26 protein-coding genes are annotated in these 24,604 nt (G+C 44.9%); 4 read left to right on the forward strand and 22 right to left on the reverse strand.

Features of this window, described 5'->3' with window-relative positions:
* Window positions 1-34 precede the first annotated feature (34 nt).
* Complete coding sequence (locus AB4Z30_RS05130) at window positions 35-556, forward strand: hypothetical protein (protein ID WP_441923897.1); 522 nt, start codon at window positions 35-37, stop codon at window positions 554-556.
* A gap of 56 nt (window positions 557-612) precedes the next feature.
* Window positions 613-1,278: a hypothetical protein gene (locus AB4Z30_RS05135; protein ID WP_441923899.1), complete on the forward strand. Its 666-nt coding sequence runs from the start codon at window positions 613-615 to the stop codon at window positions 1,276-1,278.
* Between the two features lie 98 nt (window positions 1,279-1,376).
* Here AB4Z30_RS05135 and AB4Z30_RS05140 read toward each other — a convergent pair whose 3' ends face one another.
* From AB4Z30_RS05140 to AB4Z30_RS05165, 6 genes are all read right to left on the reverse strand, one after another.
* A complete protein-coding gene (locus tag AB4Z30_RS05140) occupies window positions 1,377-2,417 on the reverse strand; it encodes a sensor histidine kinase (protein ID WP_441923901.1) in 1,041 nt (346 codons plus the stop codon).
* Window positions 2,414-3,121 carry a response regulator transcription factor gene (locus tag AB4Z30_RS05145; RefSeq protein WP_441923903.1) on the reverse strand — a complete coding sequence of 236 codons (708 nt, stop codon included), beginning with the start codon at window positions 3,119-3,121 and terminating at the stop codon, window positions 2,414-2,416. The genes AB4Z30_RS05140 and AB4Z30_RS05145 overlap by 4 nt, the downstream gene beginning before the upstream one ends.
* Before the next feature lie 103 nt (window positions 3,122-3,224).
* A complete protein-coding gene (locus AB4Z30_RS05150; protein WP_441923905.1) occupies window positions 3,225-3,782 on the reverse strand; it encodes a hypothetical protein in 558 nt (185 codons plus the stop codon).
* A gap of 202 nt (window positions 3,783-3,984) precedes the next feature.
* Window positions 3,985-6,534 carry a beta-mannosidase gene (locus tag AB4Z30_RS05155; protein WP_441923907.1) on the reverse strand — a complete coding sequence of 850 codons (2,550 nt, stop codon included), beginning with the start codon at window positions 6,532-6,534 and terminating at the stop codon, window positions 3,985-3,987.
* A 196-nt stretch (window positions 6,535-6,730) separates the two neighbouring features.
* Window positions 6,731-7,792, reverse strand: a complete 1,062-nt coding sequence (locus AB4Z30_RS05160) for a LacI family DNA-binding transcriptional regulator (RefSeq protein WP_441923909.1) — start codon at window positions 7,790-7,792, stop codon at window positions 6,731-6,733.
* 152 nt (window positions 7,793-7,944) lie between these two features.
* Window positions 7,945-8,856 (reverse strand): DMT family transporter, encoded by a 912-nt coding sequence (locus AB4Z30_RS05165; RefSeq protein WP_441923911.1) that lies wholly within the window; start codon window positions 8,854-8,856, stop codon window positions 7,945-7,947.
* A gap of 177 nt (window positions 8,857-9,033) precedes the next feature.
* Here AB4Z30_RS05165 and AB4Z30_RS05170 point away from each other — a divergent pair, with 177 nt between their 5' ends.
* A complete protein-coding gene (locus AB4Z30_RS05170) occupies window positions 9,034-9,918 on the forward strand; it encodes a LysR family transcriptional regulator (RefSeq protein WP_441923913.1) in 885 nt (294 codons plus the stop codon).
* Window positions 9,919-9,976: 58 nt separating this feature from the next.
* Here AB4Z30_RS05170 and AB4Z30_RS05175 read toward each other — a convergent pair whose 3' ends face one another.
* From AB4Z30_RS05175 to AB4Z30_RS05190, 4 genes are all read right to left on the reverse strand, one after another.
* Window positions 9,977-10,459 (reverse strand): tetratricopeptide repeat protein, encoded by a 483-nt coding sequence (locus tag AB4Z30_RS05175; RefSeq protein WP_441923915.1) that lies wholly within the window; start codon window positions 10,457-10,459, stop codon window positions 9,977-9,979.
* 133 nt (window positions 10,460-10,592) lie between these two features.
* Window positions 10,593-11,450, reverse strand: a complete 858-nt coding sequence (cyoE, locus tag AB4Z30_RS05180; protein ID WP_441923917.1) for a heme o synthase — start codon at window positions 11,448-11,450, stop codon at window positions 10,593-10,595.
* A gap of 159 nt (window positions 11,451-11,609) precedes the next feature.
* On the reverse strand, window positions 11,610-12,176 hold the full coding sequence (locus tag AB4Z30_RS05185; RefSeq protein ID WP_441923919.1) for a hypothetical protein: 567 nt from the start codon (window positions 12,174-12,176) through the stop codon (window positions 11,610-11,612).
* A gap of 352 nt (window positions 12,177-12,528) precedes the next feature.
* Window positions 12,529-12,882: a DUF3243 domain-containing protein gene (locus AB4Z30_RS05190; RefSeq protein WP_441923921.1), complete on the reverse strand. Its 354-nt coding sequence runs from the start codon at window positions 12,880-12,882 to the stop codon at window positions 12,529-12,531.
* Between the two features lie 223 nt (window positions 12,883-13,105).
* Between AB4Z30_RS05190 and AB4Z30_RS05195 the strand changes: the two genes are divergently transcribed.
* A complete protein-coding gene (locus AB4Z30_RS05195) occupies window positions 13,106-13,315 on the forward strand; it encodes a hypothetical protein (RefSeq protein WP_441923923.1) in 210 nt (69 codons plus the stop codon).
* Between the two features lie 216 nt (window positions 13,316-13,531).
* Here AB4Z30_RS05195 and AB4Z30_RS05200 read toward each other — a convergent pair whose 3' ends face one another.
* The 12 genes from AB4Z30_RS05200 to AB4Z30_RS05255 all read right to left on the reverse strand — a co-directional run bounded on the left by AB4Z30_RS05200 (window position 13,532) and on the right by AB4Z30_RS05255 (window position 24,602).
* Window positions 13,532-14,446: an NAD(P)/FAD-dependent oxidoreductase gene (locus tag AB4Z30_RS05200; RefSeq protein WP_441923925.1), complete on the reverse strand. Its 915-nt coding sequence runs from the start codon at window positions 14,444-14,446 to the stop codon at window positions 13,532-13,534.
* A gap of 191 nt (window positions 14,447-14,637) precedes the next feature.
* Window positions 14,638-16,281 (reverse strand): S-layer homology domain-containing protein, encoded by a 1,644-nt coding sequence (locus tag AB4Z30_RS05205; RefSeq protein ID WP_441923927.1) that lies wholly within the window; start codon window positions 16,279-16,281, stop codon window positions 14,638-14,640.
* A gap of 93 nt (window positions 16,282-16,374) precedes the next feature.
* Window positions 16,375-16,974 carry a nitroreductase family protein gene (locus tag AB4Z30_RS05210; protein ID WP_441923929.1) on the reverse strand — a complete coding sequence of 200 codons (600 nt, stop codon included), beginning with the start codon at window positions 16,972-16,974 and terminating at the stop codon, window positions 16,375-16,377.
* A 531-nt stretch (window positions 16,975-17,505) separates the two neighbouring features.
* Window positions 17,506-18,354 (reverse strand): AraC family transcriptional regulator, encoded by an 849-nt coding sequence (locus AB4Z30_RS05215; protein WP_441924229.1) that lies wholly within the window; start codon window positions 18,352-18,354, stop codon window positions 17,506-17,508.
* An 85-nt stretch (window positions 18,355-18,439) separates the two neighbouring features.
* Window positions 18,440-18,988, reverse strand: a complete 549-nt coding sequence (locus AB4Z30_RS05220) for a glutathione peroxidase (RefSeq protein WP_441923931.1) — start codon at window positions 18,986-18,988, stop codon at window positions 18,440-18,442.
* Window positions 18,989-19,139: 151 nt separating this feature from the next.
* Window positions 19,140-19,619, reverse strand: a complete 480-nt coding sequence (locus tag AB4Z30_RS05225; RefSeq protein WP_441923933.1) for a GyrI-like domain-containing protein — start codon at window positions 19,617-19,619, stop codon at window positions 19,140-19,142.
* Window positions 19,620-19,693: 74 nt separating this feature from the next.
* Window positions 19,694-20,539, reverse strand: a complete 846-nt coding sequence (locus AB4Z30_RS05230; protein WP_441923935.1) for a phosphotransferase — start codon at window positions 20,537-20,539, stop codon at window positions 19,694-19,696.
* A gap of 13 nt (window positions 20,540-20,552) precedes the next feature.
* Entirely contained in the window at window positions 20,553-20,840 is a 288-nt protein-coding gene (locus tag AB4Z30_RS05235) for a hypothetical protein (protein WP_441923937.1), read from the reverse strand.
* A gap of 15 nt (window positions 20,841-20,855) precedes the next feature.
* Complete coding sequence (locus AB4Z30_RS05240; protein ID WP_441923939.1) at window positions 20,856-21,131, reverse strand: hypothetical protein; 276 nt, start codon at window positions 21,129-21,131, stop codon at window positions 20,856-20,858.
* 242 nt (window positions 21,132-21,373) lie between these two features.
* Complete coding sequence (locus AB4Z30_RS05245; protein WP_441923941.1) at window positions 21,374-21,913, reverse strand: GNAT family N-acetyltransferase; 540 nt, start codon at window positions 21,911-21,913, stop codon at window positions 21,374-21,376.
* A gap of 219 nt (window positions 21,914-22,132) precedes the next feature.
* The gene (locus AB4Z30_RS05250) at window positions 22,133-23,335 is read right to left on the reverse strand and encodes a glycoside hydrolase family 5 protein (RefSeq protein ID WP_441923943.1); all 1,203 of its coding nucleotides are present in this window, start codon (window positions 23,333-23,335) and stop codon (window positions 22,133-22,135) included.
* Between the two features lie 229 nt (window positions 23,336-23,564).
* Entirely contained in the window at window positions 23,565-24,602 is a 1,038-nt protein-coding gene (locus AB4Z30_RS05255; protein WP_441923945.1) for an alpha/beta fold hydrolase, read from the reverse strand.
* Between the last annotated feature and the right edge of the window lie 2 nt (window positions 24,603-24,604).

Genomic DNA, 24,604 nt, shown 5'->3' on the forward strand with positions numbered 1-24,604 from the left:
TAGAGAAAATATACATTTATTGGAGGTTTTAAGCATGAAAAGGAAGTTTTTAATGAGCCTGATGTTGTTCTCTGCGCTTGCAATGTTTGGCAGCACGATCTATGCAGCAACCTTTTTGAATTACGGCTATCCAAGTTCCACCATCCCGATCCGGACCTACAACYATGCTTCTGCATGGCAGGGTCCAATGGATGCTTCTCTTGCCAACTGGAATAATGCGGGAGCCAAAGTGCAATTCGTCAAAACGAATAATTCTTCGAACACGATCACCGCTGGTAACTTCAACAATACCGCTTATGGTGTCAACTACGCTTCTGTCTCCGGCAATCAGGTTGTCAACTTCCGCATCGAACTCAACGCCTCCACGATTACTGCTGATGCATCCAATCTATCCAACTTTATACAAAGCGTTTTTGTCCATGAACTAGGCCACTCCGTCTGGCTTGGTGACAACCCGACAACAAACAGTCCTTCCATTATGTCCTACACACGTAACCGGAATTCCATGACCAAACCGCAAGCCTTCGATATCAATAATGTCAGATCAAGATACTAATACGTATGTAATTCATACAAAACATTTAAAACCTATTATAAGGAGGATTTCGATCTATGAAAAAGAATCGAGCACTCGTATTGCTAACCTCATGCATAATGATCCTGTCTGTCGTTGGCTGCTCTCCAGCCACTCCAACTGCTGCTCCCCCAGAAGCTCCCCTCACGATTATCGCTTCCGAGGATTATCCCAATTATGGCAGTGTAGACGCTTTGTCTGAACGGGCTGATACCATCGTGAAGGGTAATGTTGTGCAAGCCCGGGTTGAAGCTTTGGATGACTCCGTGCAGACTGACTCCCAAGATCCGAATAATAGTAACACAGCCGGAAGTGCGGCAGATGCCCAGGTTTCTTTTGACAAAATCTATACGATCTATACGGTTCAGGTAACTGAATCCTACAAAGGGGGTTACACAGCCGGGGATCAGCTTGAAGTCAAGCAACTGGGCGGCCAACTGGGCAACACCGAAATTGTCAATGATGACAGCCTCACACTCATGCCAGCCAAGGATTATGTACTTTTTCTTGAAACCTATGCGGACACCCCTGCAAGCCTGCTGAACAGCGTTCAAAGTCTCTATGTGGTCAAACCTGCTCCGAAATCAAGCCAGGCCAGCCAGCAAACACAATCTGAAGTGATTGTCAGTGCAAATCCGGAGAATGATCTGACGCTCAGCCTGAGCGAACTTCAACAAATCAAAAAAGAACAGTCCAATCCATAACTCTTCTTTGCTCTACATAAAATCAAAGAACGTGCCACTCTGAAAACCGGGCAGCACGTTTTTTATTATTGCTCTGACGGCATACCCACCACCCACAGCTAACATGTGGCATATACCGGAAGGGTAAACCAGAAGCAGCTTCCTTCTCCCTTTGTACTCTGCACCCCGATTTCACCTCCATGCCGTTCTACAATGGATTGAGCTATCGCGAGCCCAAGTCCCGCACCACCATTACTTTTACTGCGAGCTTTATCGATTCGGTAAAACCGTTCGAAAATACGTGTCGTTTCTTCCGCTTCAATTCCCTCACCTTGATCGGTCACCGCAATTCGCAAAAATGATCCCTGCTCTGTTGCAGTAAGCGTGATTGTGCCTTCTGGTGAAGAGTACTGAATGGCATTTTGCAGTAAATTGGAGAGCACCCGTTTCATCTGTGCAGGTACCATCATGGCAGCTGGCAATCGATCAGGCAGTTCAATCTCAACGTTCAGCTGTTTCTCGGCAAGATGGAACGAAAAACTTTCGAGCGTGCCAAGCAGCAACTCATCAACATGGCTGGGCTGCGGATCAAATGGCTCCCCTTGGGCTTCCAGACTCGATAGATCAAACAAGTCCTGTATAAGCCCTCCCAGCCTTTTCGTTTCAAGGCGAATCGTATTCAGATAACGTTGAAACGTAGCTTCATCCTTAATCACATCGTCCTCCAGCGCTTCGACAAAGGCCTGAATGGAGGCCAGTGGTGTACGCAAGTCATGAGACACATTCGCAATCAGTTCTCGTCTGGCCGATTCCGAGTGGTGCAGATGGTCGAAGCTTTGCTGCAGCCTACAGCTCATCTCATTAAATTGCTGTGCCAGCAGTTTGAATTCCCGCGGTCCGATGAGAGGGACTTCCGTGCGGAAATCCCCTTCGGCCACTCGTATTGTATGTTCAGTAATCCGTGATATTGATTTTTCCAAAGGCTTGGTCAGTACATACTGAAGAACAAAGGAAAGTACACCCACACCAGTCGTTATCCCCGACAACCAATATAACTGTTCAATCGTAAGCAGCATTTTGGAATAGCTAATGAACAAACAAATCAACAATACACCAATGCCCAGAAGACTGGACAATACCAGATACGTACGTAATTTCATGATGACTCACCTGCAAACTTATAACCTATACCCCAAACGGTTTTAATATATTTCGGATCTGAAGCATTTTGTTCGATCTTCTCTCGTAACCTCCGAACATGAACAGTTACTGTGGTCGTATCACCTTCGTAGCTAAAATCCCAGATTTTGCTTAACATCTGACTACGGGAGAATACCTGACCGGGGTGACTCGCCAGCAAATACAACATCTCAAACTCGGTAACCGTTAAGTCAATCAGCCGTCCGTTAATCTCTACCTCGCGTTTCACAAAATCAATCGTCAGCCCTTCATAACGAATCGTATGTGAGGATTGTGCAGAAGCAGGGGAAACCTGTACCGTTCGCATTCTCCGCAATATCGCTTTGACACGCAGAACCAACTCTCTCGGACTAAACGGCTTGGTCAGATAATCATCCGCTCCCATCGTCAGACCCATCAGTCGATCCTGCTCTTCCCCGCGAGCGGTCAGCATCACAATAGGTACATCCTCGGTTTGCCGAATCTCGTTGCAGATTTCCCAGCCATTTTTATGTGGCATCATCAGGTCTAGCACAATTAGATCTGGCGTGTGACTGCGCCACAGTTCAATCGCTTCCATGCCATCCTTAGCTGTTATAACGGTATAACCTTCCCTTTCCAGATACCTACGGCAAACATCTGTTATATTACTATCATCATCAGCGACCATGATAACCTCATTCAATGAACTCACCCCATATTCAGAACAAGCATTTTGAATCATCATATCACAGGGTGATGGTCATGCTTCAGTAAATATTGATCTGTTTTACTTTCATTTTTTACGTTTACTTCATAGCCTTCATAGGCATCATATATTTTGAGATGACCATATCCGTCACATATGTGTTGCCCTCATGGATTGTAGGCATCGACTTCAAGCTAACCTGCATGCCGTCTACCATCATTTTTTTAGAATCAACCCACATTTTAATGGTTTTAGCCGCAGGCATCATAACTTCTTCCATCATCATATCGTCTTTCTTCATCATGTCATCTTTCTTCATTTGGCCATCTTCCATCATGGTGTCATCTTGCTTCATCATATCATCGTCCATCATCATGTTACTTTTCATTTTCATATCATCTTTCATTGTCATACCATCTTTCATCATCGTGTTGTGCATTTTGTCCATGTACATTAACGTTACCGAGCGGTCTTTGCTGTCCCACATAATGCTGTAACCATACATTTTGGCCGCCTGTCTCAATTGAACAAGTTCCATGCCGTCCTYTTTAATCATCTTCATCTCTGCAGCGCCTGCACTTGCTAATCCTGAAAAAGTTAAAGACATCATCAAAACTGCTGCTACCATCGCTTTTTTGCTTTTTCTTGTTTTCATCATTGTTATCACTCTCCATGGTTTAGTTGCTTGCATGGACTACAATAAAGAAAATAACTTACGATTCTCTAAGCAAAATATTACGAAAGCATTACGATGTAAATATTTGTATCCCCCTGTAATAAAAAACGGTTGAAATCCCTCTTCGCGAGAGACTTCAACCGTGTCGTTCGTTTGCTACGTCTTATTTTCCGCTTGCCTACATTTAGTTCACACGAATAAAATCAGCCATAGATCGAACTTCAACCGATCCCGGATTAGAGATGACATCTGCTTGCTGCAACCCTTGTCTGGAGGTGAACTTCAACTTAACCGGAAGGCCAGGAATCAGATCAAAGAAGTTATCCGAAAATACACCTTCGGCTTCCGAAGATAACCATACTTGCTTGGCAAGCACGTCACTTTCCAGTACCAAATGAACACCGTCCTCATCGGTTCCTCCGCTGACTTTGATGTTCGCAGGCTGTAATGCAAGTTCTTTGGCAGGCACAAAATAGTGCTCCTGCACAATATCCGTTACGCCCTCTTGATGCAGCTCCAACCGCAGCAAGGTCTTGGCAGCATCATGCCCTTCGAGCCACTCTGCATTGCGCAAAGATAACAACTTCTCACCTGAATTTGGTGCTACGCTTATTTCACATGTTTCCTCCCGATGAACCGTTCCATCGAATCCAACCAAACGAATGTGTAATCGCCCCTCCACCGGTTGCAGTTGATCGGAAATCACATAGATATCTGTGACATCCTCTTGAGTACCATCCACGGAGACCAATACATCATTGAAACTACGCTTCGCATAATATTGCAATGCCTTCCAGCGACCAAGATAGTCCATACCCGCCCACGAAGCGACAGGCCAGCAATCATTCATCTGCCAGTAGAGCGTGCCCATACAGTAAGGTTTACGGCGGCGGTGGGCTTCAATTGCCGTTTTCATCGCTTCCGCTTGAAGTATCTGACTCATATATAGGAAGGATGGGAAATCCTTCGGTTCATGCAAATACATGTCCATATACTGCTTGATCAGTCGATTCCCCGCACCGTTCTTCTGATGTGCGAGCATGACCTCCGACTCCAGTGCCAAGTCTTCTTCCTCCGCATACGTGCGTACCGACTTGTATTCCGGAAACGACTGGAATCCATACTCACTCATAAAACGGCCTACATAAGTATTGTAATTCTCAAAAGGCTCGACATTGTGCCATACACCCCAATAATGGATATCCCCTTCCGATGTAGACGGATGGGCATGCTGCTTTTCATCTCCTGTCAGCGATACAATAGGGGAAGAAGGCCAGTAGTCTACACCAAGTGCATACGCTTCGACCACTTCTGGCAAAAGGTTATGGAAAATCGCTTCATAATCTGCCCAGATGCGTTCGCGCTGTTCAGCGTTGAAATCCTTTTTCCAGCCCCAGCCACCATTCTCAATATAATGCGCCCAAGCCGAATCAATCTCATTGTTGCCACACCACAGTACAATACTCGGATGGTTACGCAGCCGTTTCACGTTATCAATCGCTTCATGTCGGACACTGTTCAGGAACGCTTCATCACCCGGATACATGCTGCACGCGAACATAAAATCCTGCCACACCATGATACCGTATTCATCACATAGGTCGTAGAACACATCCTCTTCGTAGAAACCACCGCCCCATACACGCAGCATGTTCATGTTGGACTCCGCTGCCGATATGATCTCATGCATGTATCGTTCCCGTGTCACTTCGGTAATGAAGCTGTCATTCGGAATATGGTTGGCCCCTTTGGCGAACACCGCAACTCCGTTCAGTTCAAAATAAAAGGAAGCGCCGGCTTCGTCCGGATCACGCACAAGACGGATGGAACGAAGTCCTGTTTGAACCTCGTACGCTGCGACAGCACGCCCCCCCTGAAGCACTTCAGCAGCAAATGTATATCGATACGCCTCACCCAATCCACGGCTCCACCAGAGTTTTGGATTTTCAATCAAGACGGGAATCTCTACCGAATGGGAACCAGGTTGCAAAGACACCGCCTTCTCCCAGCGCTGACCATCTGCACCTATGCGAATCACGGTATCCAGAGGCTGCGAAGTTTCCACTTCTACCACAGCAGTGACTTGTGCCGATGCGGCATTCACTTCATTTTGCCGGATAAATAGATCATTAATTCTTACATCTGTCCATGCTTCAAGCCTCACTTCACGCCAGATGCCACTAGTGACAAAACGCGGCCCCCAATCCCAGCCATAGTGATATGGCGCTTTGCGAGCAAAAATACTTACTCGTTTATCTCCCAGACCGCCCACATCGGATTGGTCATTGGATGCAGGCAAGGCATATCCCAGCTTTTCCAGCTTCGGCAGATCCTCCTGAATGGGAGAACGAAAATGAATACGAAGTATGTTATTCTTTTCCTTCACGAATGCTTTTACTTCTGCCTTCCACACCCGGAACATATTATCCGCAGACAACACATGTGTGTCATTCACATATACATCCGCATACGTATCCAGTCCGTCAAAAACAAGTTCCAAATGCTCCTGCGCATAGAGTGAGGCCTCAACATCAAAGGTTGTTCGATACTCCCAGTCCTTCTTGTCAATCCACTGTACTTCCTTCTCATTCGTCCCATAGAACGGGTCGGGAATTTGGCCTAATCTCAGCAGATCGGTATGTACGCATCCTGGCACCTGAGCCGGCATCCACTCCTGATCTTCACACGCCTTGAACGTCCAGTTTTCAAAAAGTTGCGATTGGTTTATGCTCATGACAGCCTCCCATGTGGTTCATGATAAAAACATTTTGTTAGGTTTTGTTATTATATTAGCAAACAATCAACAAAACAAAATTAACATGTTAGCTACATAACAGTCAATGCTTTGGTGAATTAAATCCATCTGATTATCTCTTCCATCACAAAAAAGACATAGAGAGTTACTTCTCCATGTCTTTTCGTTTAATCTATTACGCTAACAAGGAATGATACTCGTCCCGCATAATAAGTTCCGCGTGAATCAGCTTGCGTTCATGGGGAGCTTCGGGAGTGTTGATCCGCCATAACAGCTGATCCACGGCCCGCGCTCCGAGATGTTCTTTGTGAATATGTGCCGTAGCCATAATCGGATCATCTGTCCGTGTATTATCAAACCCTGTCACCGCACACCGTTCTGGAACCTGAACGTCGCGGCTTCGTAAAGCCTCGATCATAATAAATGCGGTATGATCATTCGCACAGACGATCACCTCTGGTATATCTTCCAGCTTCATGTCTATGATTGCTTGCTGCATCTCTGTATACTCCTGCACTAACAGCCCTGCATGCTGATCTGACTGTAGCTGCATTTCTTCAAGTCCCATCCGGTACCCCAGCCAACGTTCCCTGAAGCTGACGGCATCAGGCAGCTGTCCGGCAAACTGGAAGCGTTTGTATCCTTTCGCTGCAAGCATAAGAACTAACTCTTTCATGCCTTTCACATTGTCAGTAAATACGGTGTCCGTATGAATTGCCGAATCCTCATGATCCACCATGACAAGGGGAATACGCAAGCGGTAGATTTCGAGCAATACCGGCGTTGAGATCGTGCCCACCGTAATGACACCCCGAATGGCGTCAGGATTAAGAACCGAAAACATATGATCTGAAGAAGGCTCCGTCAGTGTCAAAATGTCCATACCTTTCTCATTCAAGCGTGCTGAAATCCCGTCGAATACAGGGCCCCAGTACAAGGAAGATCGATTTTGCGAGCGTATATTCGGAAACAAAATCAATATGGTACCTTCGTGTTTCTTCACAGGTTTTCTGCCGGATGATATAGGAGATTCCATTGCATTATATTTTGGTTCTGTTTTAAAATAACCCAGTTGCCCTGCCGTTCTGACAATCATCTCACGCGTGTGCTCACTAACCCCCGGCTTACCCGTCAGTGCACGGGATACTGCGAACTTGGATACCCCCGCAGCATCTGCGATCTGCTGCATGGTCACTCTTTTGCCCATCCTGCTCACCCGATTTTTCTGATTTTTCATCCAGTGTAGCATAAAACCCTGAATGAACAAAACATGTTTTGTTCATTCAGGGTTTGTTAGGTAAGAAACGGAATAATCTGTGACCTCCGTTTATCTCTGGCCGACTGTCTTCAACTGAACATGTTTAGATTTTCATTCACATTCAGTTTACACTATAACACTGGCCGTTTTCTTCGCCTGAACACAGGCTGCGACAGCTTGATCTCCGTAATTAATACGCCAACCAACATCAATGCTGCTCCGCAGTATCCCTGCAGCGTAAGGGACTCCCCCTGAAAGATAAAAGCAAATGCAGCGGCAAACAGCGGCTCCAGCGAAAAGATCAGGCTCGTTCTTGTAGGAGAAGCATGGCGCTGGGCAAAAGTTTGCAAAATATAACCAAGTCCACTGCATAATATGCCAAGCCCCAGGATCGATGCCCATGATTCCGGTGTATCCGGCAGTTGCGGTGTTTCAAACAAAAATGTGGCTGCGGTTCCCCACAAAGCTGCTACACCCAGTTGAATGATTCCCAGTGTAAGCGGATCATGCTTCCTCGTAAATTTACCTGCAAGCATAATATAAACGGCGTAAACCAACGCCGCCAGAATACACAACAGATCACCGAGATGAAGGCTCATTTCATGTTGAAGCGTTAATAGTCCAAGCCCTGCTACAGCGACCACAATGCTGACACCTAGTCGTTTGTCCGGCAACCGACGGCGCATGACTGTCGTTAAAATCGGCACAAAAATAACGGCCAAACTGATTAGAAACCCCGCCTGAGACGCTGTCGTTCGCTGAACACCATAAGTGATAAATACAAACGCGGCAAACAGAACTGTACCCAGCACACCTCCAGCAAAAAACGTACCACGATCTACACTTCTCAAACGGCGGTGAAAGAGAATACCTGCCGCTATAAAAGCGATTCCGAATCGTAAAGCGATTAAATTAAGTTCCTGTATGGATGCTAGTCCCGATTTCATAAACAGATAAGAAGAACCCCATATCACGGTTGCAAGCAGCATCTGCACGTCTGCTCTTCGTGATGCTTGAATCTGATTTCCCTGTACCCCAATCATCTTGCTTCTACCTTCATTCTACTATATATTCTGAGCTGCGTTGTATGTACCAAACTAACTCGCCTTGGCAAGTATAAACGATCTCTTTGCATTATAAAAATGAATATTTATAATAGTTAATATGAAATTAACTCATGTATAGAAACACAGGCTAACCCGGAAGGAAGTTATTTTATAATGTCACTGATTAAATATGAAATTTTAAATACGGTTGTGGAATACGGCAGTCTGACCAAAGCCTCTGAAGCCCTGAATATTACACAATCGGCCGTCAGCCACGCCATCGCCAGTCTGGAAAGTGAATGTGGTTTCTCCTTGTTACATCGTAGCCGTTCCGGCGTTCGAGTCACCGCAGAGGGTGAGCGTATTCTTGGTTATACACGCGAGATCACCCGCTGGGCAGAGCTGATGAACCAGGAAATCTCCCTGATCCGTGGGGCCGAGATTGGTACAGTGCGAATCGGTACTTTTGCCAGTGTCTCCACCCAGTGGCTTCCCGGTATTCTCAAGCAGTTCAGGCTCCGCCATCCGGGGATTGAGATCAAACTGTGGGAAGGTGATTATGCCGAAATTGAGAACTGGCTCGCCAGCGGTGCCATCGACATTGGCTTTTTGTCCCTTGGCGACTCTTCCCCATTTGAAACCATCACATTGCAAAAAGACAGGATGATGTGCATCCTGCCCTTGGATCATGCTCTTGCTACCGAAACATCTGTGTCGTTTGAACTTTTACTGGAACAGCCTTTCATCCTCCCCAAATGGGGTGGCGACAACGAAATAGAACGTTTGATCCGGCAGCATGCCGCCAAGCTAAACGTTGTCTATGAAGTTGCCGAGGATCAAGCCATTATGGCCATGGTTCGGAGCGGACTTGGCATCAGTCTGCTTCCCGAGATGGTGCTGCAAAATCATACCGACTCACTCGCACTCGTGCCACTTGCAGGTGACCCTTACCGAATGATTGGTTTAGCCTGTGCTTCTCTTCGGAATCTATCGCCAGCAGCACGACGTTTCATTGAAGAAGCCCAGCAATGGCTCAACTCTGGCCGAGAAGATTTCTAGTCGGAAAGTTTATTTTAGCATTTTGGATACTCAACTAACGCATTAACACGCTTCTAACTTATTCCCAGACCCGATCAAGCTGATCCGCGTAGTAGCGTATCGCCCGGCTATAGTCCGTTATCCGCTGATCTCCAGAAGTATCCGCGAGTTGAACGAGCAGCCGCTGCATCGCTTCTGCGTGCTCTCCAAGATTATAAAGCACCATAGCATAGAACACTTCAAACTCCCGGTGCTCTGGAAATTCCGACATTCCGGTAAGCATCCATCTCTTGGCCTGCTCGTATTGTCCGAGCGTACGATAGGTGCTTCCGAGACCAAGCATAGCCCCAGCCCGATCTTCTGACGACAGTTTCAGTTGCAATGCTTTTTCATAATAAGGCACAGCCTCGCGTTCCAGACCAAGTGAATCATGTGCCCATGCGAGTTGATACCAACCTTCTCCATGTTGCGGCTCCAGCTCCGTAATTTGGTGCAGGAGCTCAATAGACTCCTGTACTTTGCCCTCCTGCCGCAACCGTATAGCTTGCTGCAAATCATTCATGTTGTTGTCACATCCAATAAAATTAATAACAAAAAGCACATTTTGAAAGACAGGGACAACTAGAGTTGTCCGCCTTTTCCCATTCAAAATGTGCTTTCTGCAGTGCGTTCATTGCCCTTCATTCGATTCCGAACTAAGACCACGTTGTGTTCGCAACCATCACAATAAATATGAGCATGAGATAATTAACCGAGATCAAAAAGTTAATCTTCGCCCACTTCTCATCATCCTGTGTTTTCAACCCGCTAAGCGTATGTATAAACCAGATGATGCTGCTAATCAGAGATATGATCAGAAATACCCAACCAACGTAATCAAAATAATACAACAGGAATACGGCAGGAATCAGCAGAAAAACGTAAGGAATCATCTGCCATTTCGTACGTTTTACTCCTTTGACCACCGGTAACAGCGGAAATCCTGCAGCACGATACTCTTCTACGCGGCGTATACCCAGCGACCAGAAGTGAGGAGGCTGCCAAAGGAATAACAGTGCAAACAACAACCAGGCTCCTGCATCAATCTCATTGGTTACTGCGGTATAACCAATCACTGGAGGCATCGCCCCTGCAATTCCACCCAGCGACGTGCTCCACGTCGAAGTGCGTTTCAACCACATCGTGTAAATCACGATATACGCAAACCAGCCAAGCAAAGCCATCCAGCCGGATAGTGGATTCACCAGTAGAAACAATACAGCTAAACCAGCGACTCCGAGAACCAAACCGTAACCAAGAACAAATCCAGGCTTCAGATGATTAATGTAATCCATTCTTTTTTTCGTTCGTTCCATCTTTTGATCCAGTTCACGATCCCAATAGTTATTAATGACACAAGCCGAAGCAATCACAAGCGTTGAACCAATAACAACCATAAGCAGAGATAACCATGCGATATCCCACTTTGAAGCAACCCAGAAACCGACGGCAACCGCAAATACATTCAGCCTTAACAGTCCGGGCTTGGTTAAAGCAATCATGTCTTTAAGCATCAGAAGCCTCCTGAATGATGTAAAAACGCCATTCCTATAATGATACATGTACCACCAATGAATTACAATCGCTTTCATGCATTTGTCATAACAAAAAGCATCCTACTCCGCTATTTGAACGGAATGAATGCTTTTGGTAATTATTTGTATAATCTCTTTTTAAGGAATGTACTGTTGTACAATTTTAATCACTTTGCCATCTTGAATCGTGAGGTGGTAAGGGAACACTGACAGATCCATAATTCGTTTATCCCCATAAAGTGACTCAAATTTGGACAAACTTACCGGCTCATTCCACTGGATCTCTGCACCTTGAACCGTTCCGTCCCGATCATACAGTTGCATAAGAACGTTGGCGTCAGCTTTGACTTCAACCTGCTCATGCTCTTTATTATCATTAACGATATAGTAACCGTCAGGTGCTTCGTCTATACCCGCATTCGGATTACGTTGTTTGAAAATGGTATTGGCTTCCTCGCCCTGATACCAACCGATTTTATCTACCGTCAGCATTAATTTACCGTCTTCCACACGCATTCCGTCAATATAAGCTGTATATACTTCGGAATTGGCCAACTGAGCCTTATTAGCAGAAGGTGACTGAACATTGGTACGCTCCTCCGCATTCGCAGGGGTAAGCAAATATGTAGTCAGCACGATGATGCCAATTAAAGCCACTGCTGCACCAATGATCTGAAATCTCCATTTTTTCGCCGCGTTCTTCATGCCCATCTCTCCTTATTTCAAATATATCTTTACATAGAACACACCGTTAACATGTGAAAGAATAGTTCAACTTATTTAATCAACCCTAAATGTTGCTCTTCCAATCATTAAACGAAAGCATTTCTTCTCAAACGGACAAATCATACATTTACGATTCGTTTACGTTATAATCATCATACGACATACCACTTTCTGAAAAGTATCAGCCAGATTAAAAATAGTTACAATTCACGTCATCACTCTAGGCTTGTCCAGCACATGACATAGAGAAACCCCAAATCAGCTGCATTTGGGGTTTCTGCTGCACTTATATTAATCTATGCTTGTACAGGCTTTTTATGTCTGAACTCTTTTAATGACTCCTTCTGGTATCTTGAGCCAAACGAACCAACATGTGAGCAAGCATATGACGCTCTTCTTCTTTTCCTACGTTCCAAAGTTCCTGCAGAAGCTTCTCTTCCCGGTTACGAGGCTCTTCGTTTGCCGCCAGATGATCCGCGACTTTTTGTGCAATCTTGGCCATTTGCCCTTCACTTAAACCGATGGATTCACCCATAGCAATCCGTTTAGCGAGGTATTCTTTGAATGCATCAAAATTTTGTAAAATCTGATCTCTTTCCTCCGGTGCAATCTTTTCAATTGCGTTGTCTACCTGATCAGTGGATACCTGTCCGTCTTTATGGATCACATGATTTTGTTCATTCATACTTATTACCTCCTTCAGTTTAGTTGGTGTTTCTTATTCTTTGGCTTATGTTGAGCCTGTAATAAGCTTCACAAGCAAGAGTCATACATAATATAAACGTTCTGCTCAAGTTTAATCATACGTTTCAAAAATGGTAGTTGGGTTAATCGTTTTACATATACATGTCGGTGTTTGGTTATGATTAGTAGACATCGATCACTACGGATTTGAAGGAGGAACTATTATGAATAACAAGTCTAAACATGACAAAACGAACGATGAACTCAAACCAGGCGTGAATACCGTCATTGAACCGGACAAAAGAAATCCGGGTCCAACGGATATGATTGAAGGTGTCGTTGGAGATATTGTAGATAACATTCGTAAAGATTTTACTCATAAAAAACATGATCCTTCACCGGATAACAACACAGCGGATAAACCTGGTAAATAAACATTCACATCCAGATGATCTCGGCAAGCATCTCTGTATTCTGTATTCTAGTTTCTAATTCCTGTCTTTATAGGGTGTACTGAAAACGCTGAAGGAAGCCAATCAAGACATACCCTAGCTATTCCAAGAAAGAAAACGCAGCAAAAACAGGTCTTCCGTTCTGCCAATTGGCGTAGGAAGACTTGTTTTGTTGTTTTAATTGATAACTTTCGCCACTTAACCTTTAACCAGCTTCTGCAACGCTTTATGAATCCAGATCGCCGCTATAGCACCCTCACCCATCGCAACCGTGGCCTGCTCGGCATGAAGGCCAAGATCCCCGGCAATCCACACCTGAGGTGCCGCCTGCATGCTACGAGGATTAGCCTCCACATGTTTATTGTCCGCGATGACAGCCCCCAGCTGTTCAGCCAGCTCATAGTGCACCCGGTTACCACCAAACGCGATAAATCCACGATCCGATTCGAAAATCTGCCCATCCTCTGTTATTACACCTGTAATATGACCGTCTTCCATCTGCTGTACTTCCTGAACTGCCGCTTCAAGATAACGGACTCCTGCTTGTTTCATTTGACGGTGAAGGTCAGCAGAGATTGCGGTCTGTTCATGATTAATATATAAGAGATCGTTTGTACGTTCAATTAAAGTCATCGCCATATTAGCTCCCGCTTCACCAGCACCTAGCAAAATTGTTCGTTTCCCCTGAATTTCATACCCATCACAATCGGGGCACACATATACGGTTTTGCCGAGTGTAGACTTCAGTCCCGGTATGTCAGGTATTCGATCCGATAACCCGGTTGCAAGCAATATGGTTTTGGTCTCATAAACGGTTCCAGAAGAGCCTTTAAGCCTAATCTTTTCCTCTTGCACACGTATGGCTTCTATAATTCGATCCTTTTCAAAAGAAACACCCGTTTGCTCAGCCTGCATCCTGCCAAGTGCTCGTAGCTCTTTACCGGATACCCCATCCGGGTAACCGAGGATGTTATGATAGGTTCGGCACAACGTTGATCTGCCCTCTCCGGCATCCACAACCAGTACTCGATGCGATAAATAACGTCCTAACTGGATAGCTGCCTGAAGTCCTGCGATCCCTCCGCCCACTATGATGCAATCAAACTCTCGCATGTGTATTCTCCTCCTGTATATCCAATAACTTCTCTTTTTCGGGTGGTATGCTTGCAGGACAATTCTTGTCCTTCTATACATTAAACCGCACAAAGAGGCTTAAACGGCCTGACTTATTCCATAGCTTAAACCAAAAGCAAAAGACCCAAACCTCCGTTTTCATTAAACGACAGGTTTAGGCCTTCAAATGTTTAGAACCGATACGATTCGAAGCGCATGGCATTGGTAATGGCATCCCATACATCCGCAGTTTCTCCGCCCATATACCAGTAGGCCAGCCCTGCAATGTTTTGTTGGCCGCTCATCAGCACTTTGGCTGACAAAGAGCGACTTTCTTCCGCCCAAATCTCTCTTGCCACAGAACTCGACATATAGTTGATAATATACTGGTTCAAACGTGAGTCCCAGTGTCTTAGAGAGCCTGATGCGGCTGCCCGAACCCCTTGTTCTCCCAGCGTAATGTCTCTGGAAGCACCTGCCGGATTCACGGTGGACCAATCCCGCGTATATAACGGAAGCGCGAGAATCGTCTTGGCACCCTCTACCTCGGACAGCATCTTGGTCAGCGCTCTTTCCACCCATGGAAGCGAAGCTACAGAACCTGGCTTGGGATCGCCATTCCAATGCTCCTCATAACTCATGAGCACCATGTAGTCTGAGATCTCTCCCAGCTTAACGTAGTCAAAGGCTGCCGTCCAATCCGAGCCCAAATTGGGTGATACGTCGACGGATACGACAGCACCTAGACCGTGCAGAGATCGAGTTAACGAAGTCACAAACGCAGTAAATCCTTCGCGATCGACAGGGTCCACATTTTCAAAATCCACATTGATGCCACCGAGTTTATATTTTTTCACAAAAGCACTTACTTGACTGACAACCGCTTCCCGGTTCGCCGAGCTGGACAACATCTGATGTGTCATTTCCTTATTGGAACGGTTACCCAGCATCGGCCAAAGCGCTCTTCCCGAAACAGATGCCCAAGAGATCAATGTGGCATTGGCATGATCCGAAACGTTCATATCTTTATTCAGGAAAAACCAACGCGGAACGACCGTGTTCACAGGCGACTGCTCGACTTGATTTATAAATTCTGCTGTCGATGAATTGTACTGCCATCCCAGTTGAATACCATGGTCCTGTCTCCGCTGAATTTGTGCGGCCCATGAGTAATTCTGCAAGACCGCGTCCAACATCACCGCAGCCTCTTCCCGTGTAACTTGGTCAGCTGGCCGGAACATTCCATTGCTTCCGCGCATCAATCCAAGCTGATGCACTTTCTGTACATATGGAAGAGCCCAGCTTGAGATGTCAGCCGCGTCTGCATATGTATTATATATAGTATTGCTTGCCACAGAGTGCTGTTTCAGCATACGAACAAGCAGAGCAGCTGCCTCCTCCCGCGTGATGGATGCGTTCGGCTGAAACTGGTTCTGGCCTTTACCCTCAATAATCGATAGATTGGTCATCGCGGCTACATTACCGTAATACCAGGCATTCGCAGAAAGATCTGCAAAAGGTTTAATGTTGTTTGAAACGGGCTTTAGTCCGAGCAAGCGCACCGCAAATGATGCAAATTCTGCACGTGTTACCGCTTTTTTCGGTTCAAATGTGTGCTCCGTTGTTCCTGCCACAATCCCTTTCTTTACCAATCGCGTAATGGCTTCTCTTGCATAGCTTGTACGTGTATCGTGAAAGGTAGGCTGTTGACTCCCCGCTGCGTGAACAGCGCTTCCGTTCCCAACCACTGAACTCAATAGAATGGCGCCGCATAACACCATCTTCCATAAGGGATGAAAAGCTTGTATAGCTCTATTATCATTTACTATGTTCACAATAAAAGGCCTCACTTCAATAGATTACGATCTTCATTATCGTATCAAATTGAAGCGAGGCCGTATGTGGTTAAATATTGGTAATGACGAGATTTACTTGTGTACTTTCACGCGCTCTTCAATCGCTTGGAACTCTTTCTCACCTGGTGCTGCTGTTGGTTTACCAAATGGCATCTGAGCGATCAGTCTCCAGTTCTCCGGAATGTTCCATTCTTGCTTCACTTTCTCATCAATCAATGGATTATAGTGTTGCAGTGACGCACCCAGTCCTTCTTGTTCCAGAGCTGTCCAGATGACCAGTTGCAACATACCGTTGGATTGGTTAGACCAGATTGGGAAGTTGTCAGCATAGGCAGCAAAGTTTTGTTGAAGCTGTGCTACTACATTGTTGTCCTCGAAAAAAAGAACCGTACCGTAGCCGCTACGGAAACCTGCCATTTTCTCCGCTGTGGATTGGAAAGCTTCTTCGTTACCTACAACTTCACGCAAAATCTCTTCCGTGTGATTCCACAGTTTATCATGTTGTTCACCAAGCAATACAACTGCCCGGGATGTCTGTGAGTTAAATGCTGTTGGTGTATACTTTACCGCTTCTTCGACGATTTCCTGAATTTTCGCATCCGAGATTGTGGATTCCTTGCTGATTCCATAATAAGATCTTCTGTTCTTCAACGCATCAAAAAAAGTAGACATTCATATACGCCTCCTAAGTCATTGGTTTGTTCATTGCCAACAAGGTAACTATAATATAGTAACACACATTAGTCAATAAACTATTTTATTTTCACAAATTTAATCTCTCTTGTGATAGTCTGCCCGGTACTTCTCTTCCGTAGACGAATTACTTTTTGTCCGATCCTTATTTTTCTCTTCCTGTGCTCCATATTCAGATCTTGCATCGGAATCGGGTCAACGGTTTGTTCTTGCTCATATTGATCCAGCATGCTTTCGTGTTCCTCGTTATTTAAGATGCTTATGGTTAATATGACGGTTCTTGCCTCGTTCATTGGTATCTATTCTTACCTTTCTTTACCTGTTACGCTGGAACTCTAAACATCTGTCGTTACGTGAAGAATGCTGATTCCTGCTCGCTATTGTTCATTTGTTCTAAAATAAAACGAAAAAAGCCGACCATGTAAATCCGCTGGTCGACTTCTGGATGACATCCTCTATTATTCGTTAATGCTAATAAGCGATAAGCTTCGTTTAACTTCTTCCTCGGTCTCATAGTTGCCGATGCAACTGACTTCGATACAGATCGGGCGAGCAGCCCACGCTTTGTTTAAAAATTCGGCTGAAATGGGACAGACGTTTGAAGCCGGACAATCGGCTGGCCTCCGTCACACTCATCTCGGGCTGAAACTGAAACAACAGTTTTGCCTGATTAATACGTCTGTCATATAGATACTTAAATACCGTCAGACCCGTCATCTCTTTGAACATACCTGCCAAATACGGCTTGGACAGATGTAGCTCTTGAGCAAGATCGTCCAGACCGATGTCATGCATATAATGAGTATCCACATAGCGGATGATATGCTGGACATGTCTTTCTTTTTCCGATGAAGAGCGCTGTTCCTGTACATGCCCCTGACAGATCTCCGCCACACAATATAACAGATCACAAACCCGGATATTCATACGCTCCTGTCTGAATCTGGACGAGTGAGAAGATAACTGGTGCAGATCTAGCAGCAGTGCTTCAAACTCGGTTCGAATCTCTCCAGTAAGGTTCACCCGGCAATTGCCAAGCTCATCGAACGGCTTCAGCACTTCATGGATGCGCTCGGGATGCAGGCTTTTACGAACGGCAGAAGGATCGAAATGAAGCGTAGTCCGAACATACGGCTTACCGACTTTGGGATGCGGCCGGTGCAGCGTAAGTCCATGCATTAACACCAGATCCCCCGGTTCCAATTTGTACACCCGATCCCCGATAATATAGGTGCATTCCCCATCATGAAAATAATAAATTTCATAGTGTGGATGCGAATGGAAGCCATCCGAATTGCCCGGGTCAAACTGACTCGTAGCTTTGTAGGTATACGCCAGTGGAGCATTAAACTGCATCATGCTTGGCACGTCATCACCTCCTGTGCAAAAAAGAAAGCGGGATCCCCCTTTATGCTTGGTTGCCCCGCTAATGTTAAGTTAAATTTTATAAGAGTTCCCGGATACTCGCTTTAATCTCATCTATGGAATCAACTGGCTCGAAGCGCCTAACGACTTGACCTTCTGCATTGATGAGAAATTTCGTGAAATTCCATTTGATTGCATCGCCGTGCAGCCACTCAGGTGCTTTGTCAGCCACCATCAGCTTGAGCAGTTTGGCCTGAATGTCGCTCTCATCAAAGCCGGCAAACGGACCTGACTTTTTCAAAAAGTCGTACAGCGGATGCGCTGCCTCTCCATTCACATCCAGTTTCGCAAACATCGGGAATTTCACCCCGTAGTTGATCTGACAGAATGACTCGGCTTCCGCACTGCTACCCGGCTCCTGCTCTGCAAACTGGTTGCACGGGAACCCGATAATTTGCAGGCCCTGATCCTTGTACTCGTCATATAACTTCTGAATGTCATCAAATTGATGTGTATATTTGCATTTGCTTGCCGTGTTCACAATCAATACAGGCTTTCCTTCATATTGAAAGAGCGGAAAACGCTCTCCACTCGTTCTCGTCACAGTGAAATCATAGATTGTTGGCATAAGTCGAAGTGCACCTCGCAATAGTTATGTAGTTAATTGTTTGTAGAGTCACCTCTCATTATATACGAAGTCAGTCAGGTTGTATTGGGAAAGGTGGTGAGCCCCCCATTTACTCCAAAATTTTAATGCTAATCACATACTTTGATCGGAGTTAAGATTGCAAAGCCACATAAACATCGATCTCGTTATTGACACTTTCTGGCTGGTAACGTTCATCCCAGATTTCAAAATCATAACACTCAGGTACGAGTCCAGCATCTTCTAACCACTGTCCATAGATGTAGTCATATGTATCACCTATGTCGGATTCTAATCCTCTATGCGTACATGTAACGTATGAACGAGCTGGCACATGATGAGTGATCATCTCAGATGGTACGTCCTCCAGCTTGTCTACTTCATAGCACAATACATGTGTGAATGGATCCACTTTAGCATCAAAGCCTTCATGAGAAGGATAAATCTGCATCAAGAGAACCTGGTCATTTTTCCGGTGCTTGATCTCGCCCTTCTTCTCTATTAACTTGTCATAATGGCTCTGTCGCAATTCTGCTTCGAATTCTTCCACCGTCGCTTCAATGCGATAACCTACAATATGAAATGCAGCCAATGTAACGATCCTCGTTTCCACCTTCTTCTCTCCCAATGTACAAAAAGAATACAAGCCGTTTTACGTTGCATTTGCCCGAAACCGTTACAACAAAACTACGACCATTCTTGCCAATGTTGCTCCAGAAAAATCACTTCTCTCTCATAGTGAGCCAGATGACCTTCTTTAACCATCTTCACAAAGGCTGCGTCTCCTGCTGCTGCACGATTCTCTAATGTTTTGCACATAAAGCGAATACGGGACACCACCCAATGTTTCAGATCAGGCGGAACATGTAAACCGTAAGCATTCATAAACATTTCAATGCGTTTTTTGCGAACGTTAGCGTGTATTTCTCTATCATATGGAGCAATTGATTTGCCTTCGCCTTCAAGCGTAGGCGAAAAATTTGCTAGGGGTACGCAAGTATATAAAGTGTAGGCGATATCCCACATCCTGGGGCCTGGGCAAGCCAGATCAAAATCAATAATACCCTGCGGCAAACTATGTCTGAACACGATGTTGTATAAAGCAAAGTCGTTATGGCAGACGACTTCGGCTTTCTGTGATGATATCTCTATTAATTCTTGTAACCGTTCTTCCAGAGCTATACCTGGATAATTATTGTCCGGTTGTTCTGAAGTTATAAAGTTAACGGTTGCATCGTGGTAGGCTCTTAATAAATGGGCAACGGCAATCAGAGATTCGTCTGACCACATATAACTTTCGATCTCCGGATAATCATTACCGGGGACATCTCCGTCAAGGTAAGAGAGTATTTCCCTGCCCTTTTCATCCATGCCCAGATACTTCGGCGCCTGATGGAAGCCCTCTTTTTCCAGATGCAACAGCAGTTCATGTACATAACGATTCGAGTTACTCCCCCGGCGAACCGTATCTCCAACGCGCACAACGTCATTCACGTTACCACCTGTCAACTTCTCCTCCGGTAGTTCAAACAACTTGAATCCTCCTCTATTTATAATTCTCTGGCCGCTCATATTGATATTTATTTTTGTTTTTATTTTTGTACGTTCCCGGGAAACCAGCAACCAGCAATACAAATCCAACAAAAAACATGAAATATACGAGTAGTCCTGTGGGTACATCTACCGTCCGCGTAATTTCTCGCAAACCTTGCTCCGATCCGCTTCCCGCCTCAACCAGTGCTGCTGATAATCGGATGGACATTCGTTCAAGTGTTGATATGAACACACTCGCAATCATTAATACGACACCCAGAATCTTGTTCATCTGATTCATAATGTAACCCCCTTCTTATTCAAAACAAATCTCACTGTACACTCCGGTCAAAAAGGTCTTTAGCGTTTGAGCCAGTGCAGAGTGGTTGGGCAGGTCTTTAGCAATGACGCCTCCGATATTACCTGCCTCACCTGGGGTTAGGCAGGTTAGTTGGAGCTCATTCGAATTCCCGTATATGAATGAGAGCAAGTATTCCAGAGGCTGTTCTTGATATATTCGAATTTTGGTACCTGCCCAGATCGGCTCCTGATCCTGTATCTCGTCCATTGGAATCCATACCTCTGTTGTCAAAATAACGACCTCCTTCAACAGGCTTCACTTCAATTATAATCCATGTTCTTCCATTAAGGAACTTTCTATATCCTTTTAAAGAGGTATGTAGTAGCTTTTCAACCCGGAGTTTTCACATATGCTTTTACGAATGAAGCTATACCTAGTTTCGTGAAGTCGCGTTTCTCTGTATATCAAAAAGCACCGTCATCTCTGACGGCGCCTGGTTTACTGGTTTACTCTTTTACTACTCCCGAGTTGTCTTACGTAGCTAAAATGTGATGCAACTCCATATGATGTTCGAGAAAATCAGAACGTTGCACATGGTACAGATCATATATCAACTGTTTCGCATTAATGGCTTGCGTGACCTCGGGGTAAAGGTCATTGGAAAATTTAACGAATGGTAGCTTCTCTACCGCTTTGCGGGAGCGAACATTTTGCTTGCGTATTTTCATAAAAACCGTCTGAATATCGTATTCAAGAAACAATTCTGTCAAAAAAGCGGACTTCGCTCGCTGGCTATATCCCTGTCCGAAGTACGGTGCACCGATCCAAGTCGCCAGAAATCCAGTGTGGTTGACAATGTGATACAGATCAATGGTGCCGATTGCCGTTCCAAGCTCATTCAAAATCGTACGCGTTATGGCTGTCCCTTGTTCTTCTTCGGCGATCAACTGCCTCGTTAAAAACATAAATTCCTCTTGCGACTGACATGCATAACGAACATAAGGAGAAACTGCGGGATCCATCATCAAGCTATGCAGAGATTGACATTCATGCAGCTCACGCTTCTTCAACATTCTGTCTACCACCCAATCCTTCAAGTTCGCTAGATCAAAGCAAAATTAAGTATAACCATGATTGTGTGGCATTTAATGAATTCTGCTTGCGGCTTGTGTAAAAATTCATGGGAAATTACGAGTGAACTGGCACCCATTTTATCGCAGAAAACACACTAAAACGGCATGTTCCTGGTTATAAGAAACATGCCGCTCGATTCTTCCTTCTGACAATATCAATTATTGCATGCCTTGCATGATAGCATTAATGATATTTTGTTGTGTTACCGTATTGTTAAATCGGTTGAACAGCGCGAATCCATGCTGGCCGTTGAACCCGTTGTCCCAATAAACTGGAACCATTTTATATTTTTTGGCCTTGGCCGTCACCGCTTTCGCATAAACCGCTCGATAGTTATTGTTACTTGAATCATAAGAGGATTTGTCAATGGAACCGAACTCACCCATAACGACTGGATAACCCTGGGTCACAAATTTATCGTGCATGGACTTGAACTGAGATTCCAAGTAATCCTCTTGCCCCCATGTCGATCTTTTGGAAGGATTCGTCGCGGTAGCTCCCCATTGCGTAATGTTTCCGTTCTCTTCACCAGCAAAATCCCATGGCGAGTAATAGTGTGCCGAGATCATAATTCGCTTCTGAGAGCTTGGAATGGCAGAAGATCTGAAATTATCACTTGGAACGACAAAACCGTAATTGCCCACAGTATAATCAATGTTGGTGTTCCAGCCTGGTACGAGCAACCATCTTGCATTGTTGTTGCCACCTGTTTTGCGAACGGTATCCACAAAGATCTGATTGTACGCATTCAAGTTACTATAATAAGACGTATTTGGATTGTTGTAATTTCCGTCAAATACTTCATTCATCGATTCAAAAATAAGACGTTCATTATAATTGCTGAACTTGGTGGCAACTTGTTGCCATACCTTTTGATACTTCTCACGAATGACGTTCTGATTGCCACTGTTCACATGTAACCATGAGCCCGGAATCGAGTGAAACCCGTCTCCATGCATATTGATGACTACATATAAACCTTCGTTATACGCATAGTCCACCACTTGCTGTATACGATTAAGCCAAGATGAATTCACTGTATAATTGGGAGCGCTTCCAATATAGTTCAGATAAGAAACCGGAATACGAATTGTTTTAAAACCTGCCGCTTTTACTTTTTTGATCAGCTCAGGTGTGATCGTTGGATTGCCCCATGACGTTTCATTCGGTGTGCCGTTCACGGTAGCTTCCAATTGATTACCCAGATTCCAGCCTGCACCCATCTCCGAAGTAATCTGCGCAGCGGTTAATGATCTCATGTCAGCAGCCGACGCTTTGGAGCCCCATCCCGCAAACGCCGCTGTGGCCATGAAAAGCAGTGCCAAACTGGCTATGCCAAGTTTTTTAAACGTTTTCGTCATAACGATACCTCCGCTTATTTTATTTTGTAACAAGCAGTGCAGTTATTCTAGTGATTCATCTGTCTGGTTAAAGAAATAGATTGATTGATTAGATTGAAGAAATAAGAAAATATATTCCTCCCTTCACTATGAACAGATTATGCGAAAAAACGGTCCGCACCAACATAATAACACAAATATGGTAAATAAAGTTCATTTTCTTGTCCATTTTGACAGGTTATTACACTTTCTAATCCAATTTGAAATGTTTGACCAGCCAAGCCATAAATTTCTCCTTCTCTTCAAACTGAGGATAATGCGCGGACTCATGAAATATAACCAGTTCTTTCTCTGGTGCTTTTAACGTTTCTAAGTAATCCTTCGCAGCATTGAGGGTCGTCATATAATCATATTGCCCCATTAGAAAATAAGTCGGAATTCGGATCTCATCTGCAATCTCAGGCAAGGGGTGTTCCAATGTTTCTCGCACAAGTCGATCTTGCAGTTGGAGAACCCCGGTATAAAATCGAATGACATCCAATCCATTGTACTCGGGATTTATCAGAAATCCGTTAACATAATCAGCGTTCTCGTTAATGAGTCTGGCTGAACCGCCATACTTTTGCACAAACGTTCGAGGAGTCAGTCCTTTCCCTTGCTGTACAGAATCACGCAATAACTCCAATTGTTTCACATCCGCTTTGTTTCCTGACGCGTTTGCCTGCTTTATCGTATAATCCAGTGTTTCCATTTCACTCTGAATGGTGTCGGCCACCTGTCCAATTCCAATATAAGCTTTAAACTGTTCTGGAGCTTTTGCAACCGCCTTGATGCCGATATACGTCCCAAAAGAATGCCCGACCAGGATCACCTGCTCTTGATGCAGCTCCTCAGTAACATACTTTGTCAGATCGATTAAATCATCTGCAAGTACATCGGTTGTCAGCTTCGAGTAATCCTCTGTAAAATGGAACGACTTTCCGCTACCGCGTTGATCATAATGAACAATTGTAAAATGCCGCTCAAGCTCACGCTGATATTTTTTTACATAAGGAATCTCTGAGTACCCAGGTCCACCATGAACAAATAACAATACCGGATTGGCTCGATCTGCTCCCCTGATCATCACTTCGTGCCCTTCACCGTTAATGTCGATCTGCTCTAGAAGGCTTATACTGTTCTCCCCTTCGATACTCGGTGTCCATGTAGGAAAAACGAGAAAAAGTACTATAATCGCTATGACGGTGAAAATGGTGTATTTACAAACTTTAACTATCTTTTTCCGCATAC

This window comes from Paenibacillus sp. 2TAF8, from assembly GCF_052114825.1.
GTDB lineage: Bacteria > Bacillota > Bacilli > Paenibacillales > Paenibacillaceae > Paenibacillus.

Coding starts and splice junctions, on each gene's coding strand:
- AB4Z30_RS05135 (WP_441923899.1), top strand. CDS start 613: ATGAAAAAGAATCGAGCACTCGTATTGCTAACCTCATGCATAATGATC.
- AB4Z30_RS05140 (WP_441923901.1), bottom strand. CDS start 2,417: ATGAAATTACGTACGTATCTGGTATTGTCCAGTCTTCTGGGCATTGGT.
- AB4Z30_RS05155 (WP_441923907.1), bottom strand. CDS start 6,534: ATGAGCATAAACCAATCGCAACTTTTTGAAAACTGGACGTTCAAGGCG.
- AB4Z30_RS05160 (WP_441923909.1), bottom strand. CDS start 7,792: ATGAAAAATCAGAAAAATCGGGTGAGCAGGATGGGCAAAAGAGTGACC.
- AB4Z30_RS05165 (WP_441923911.1), bottom strand. CDS start 8,856: ATGATTGGGGTACAGGGAAATCAGATTCAAGCATCACGAAGAGCAGAC.
- AB4Z30_RS05170 (WP_441923913.1), top strand. CDS start 9,034: ATGTCACTGATTAAATATGAAATTTTAAATACGGTTGTGGAATACGGC.
- AB4Z30_RS05175 (WP_441923915.1), bottom strand. CDS start 10,459: ATGAATGATTTGCAGCAAGCTATACGGTTGCGGCAGGAGGGCAAAGTA.
- cyoE (WP_441923917.1), bottom strand. CDS start 11,450: ATGCTTAAAGACATGATTGCTTTAACCAAGCCCGGACTGTTAAGGCTG.
- AB4Z30_RS05185 (WP_441923919.1), bottom strand. CDS start 12,176: ATGAAGAACGCGGCGAAAAAATGGAGATTTCAGATCATTGGTGCAGCA.
- AB4Z30_RS05190 (WP_441923921.1), bottom strand. CDS start 12,882: ATGAATGAACAAAATCATGTGATCCATAAAGACGGACAGGTATCCACT.
- AB4Z30_RS05195 (WP_441923923.1), top strand. CDS start 13,106: ATGAATAACAAGTCTAAACATGACAAAACGAACGATGAACTCAAACCA.
- AB4Z30_RS05200 (WP_441923925.1), bottom strand. CDS start 14,446: ATGCGAGAGTTTGATTGCATCATAGTGGGCGGAGGGATCGCAGGACTT.
- AB4Z30_RS05210 (WP_441923929.1), bottom strand. CDS start 16,974: ATGTCTACTTTTTTTGATGCGTTGAAGAACAGAAGATCTTATTATGGA.
- AB4Z30_RS05215 (WP_441924229.1), bottom strand. CDS start 18,354: ATGATGCAGTTTAATGCTCCACTGGCGTATACCTACAAAGCTACGAGT.
- AB4Z30_RS05220 (WP_441923931.1), bottom strand. CDS start 18,988: ATGCCAACAATCTATGATTTCACTGTGACGAGAACGAGTGGAGAGCGT.
- AB4Z30_RS05235 (WP_441923937.1), bottom strand. CDS start 20,840: ATGAATCAGATGAACAAGATTCTGGGTGTCGTATTAATGATTGCGAGT.
- AB4Z30_RS05245 (WP_441923941.1), bottom strand. CDS start 21,913: ATGTTGAAGAAGCGTGAGCTGCATGAATGTCAATCTCTGCATAGCTTG.
- AB4Z30_RS05250 (WP_441923943.1), bottom strand. CDS start 23,335: ATGACGAAAACGTTTAAAAAACTTGGCATAGCCAGTTTGGCACTGCTT.
- AB4Z30_RS05255 (WP_441923945.1), bottom strand. CDS start 24,602: ATGCGGAAAAAGATAGTTAAAGTTTGTAAATACACCATTTTCACCGTC.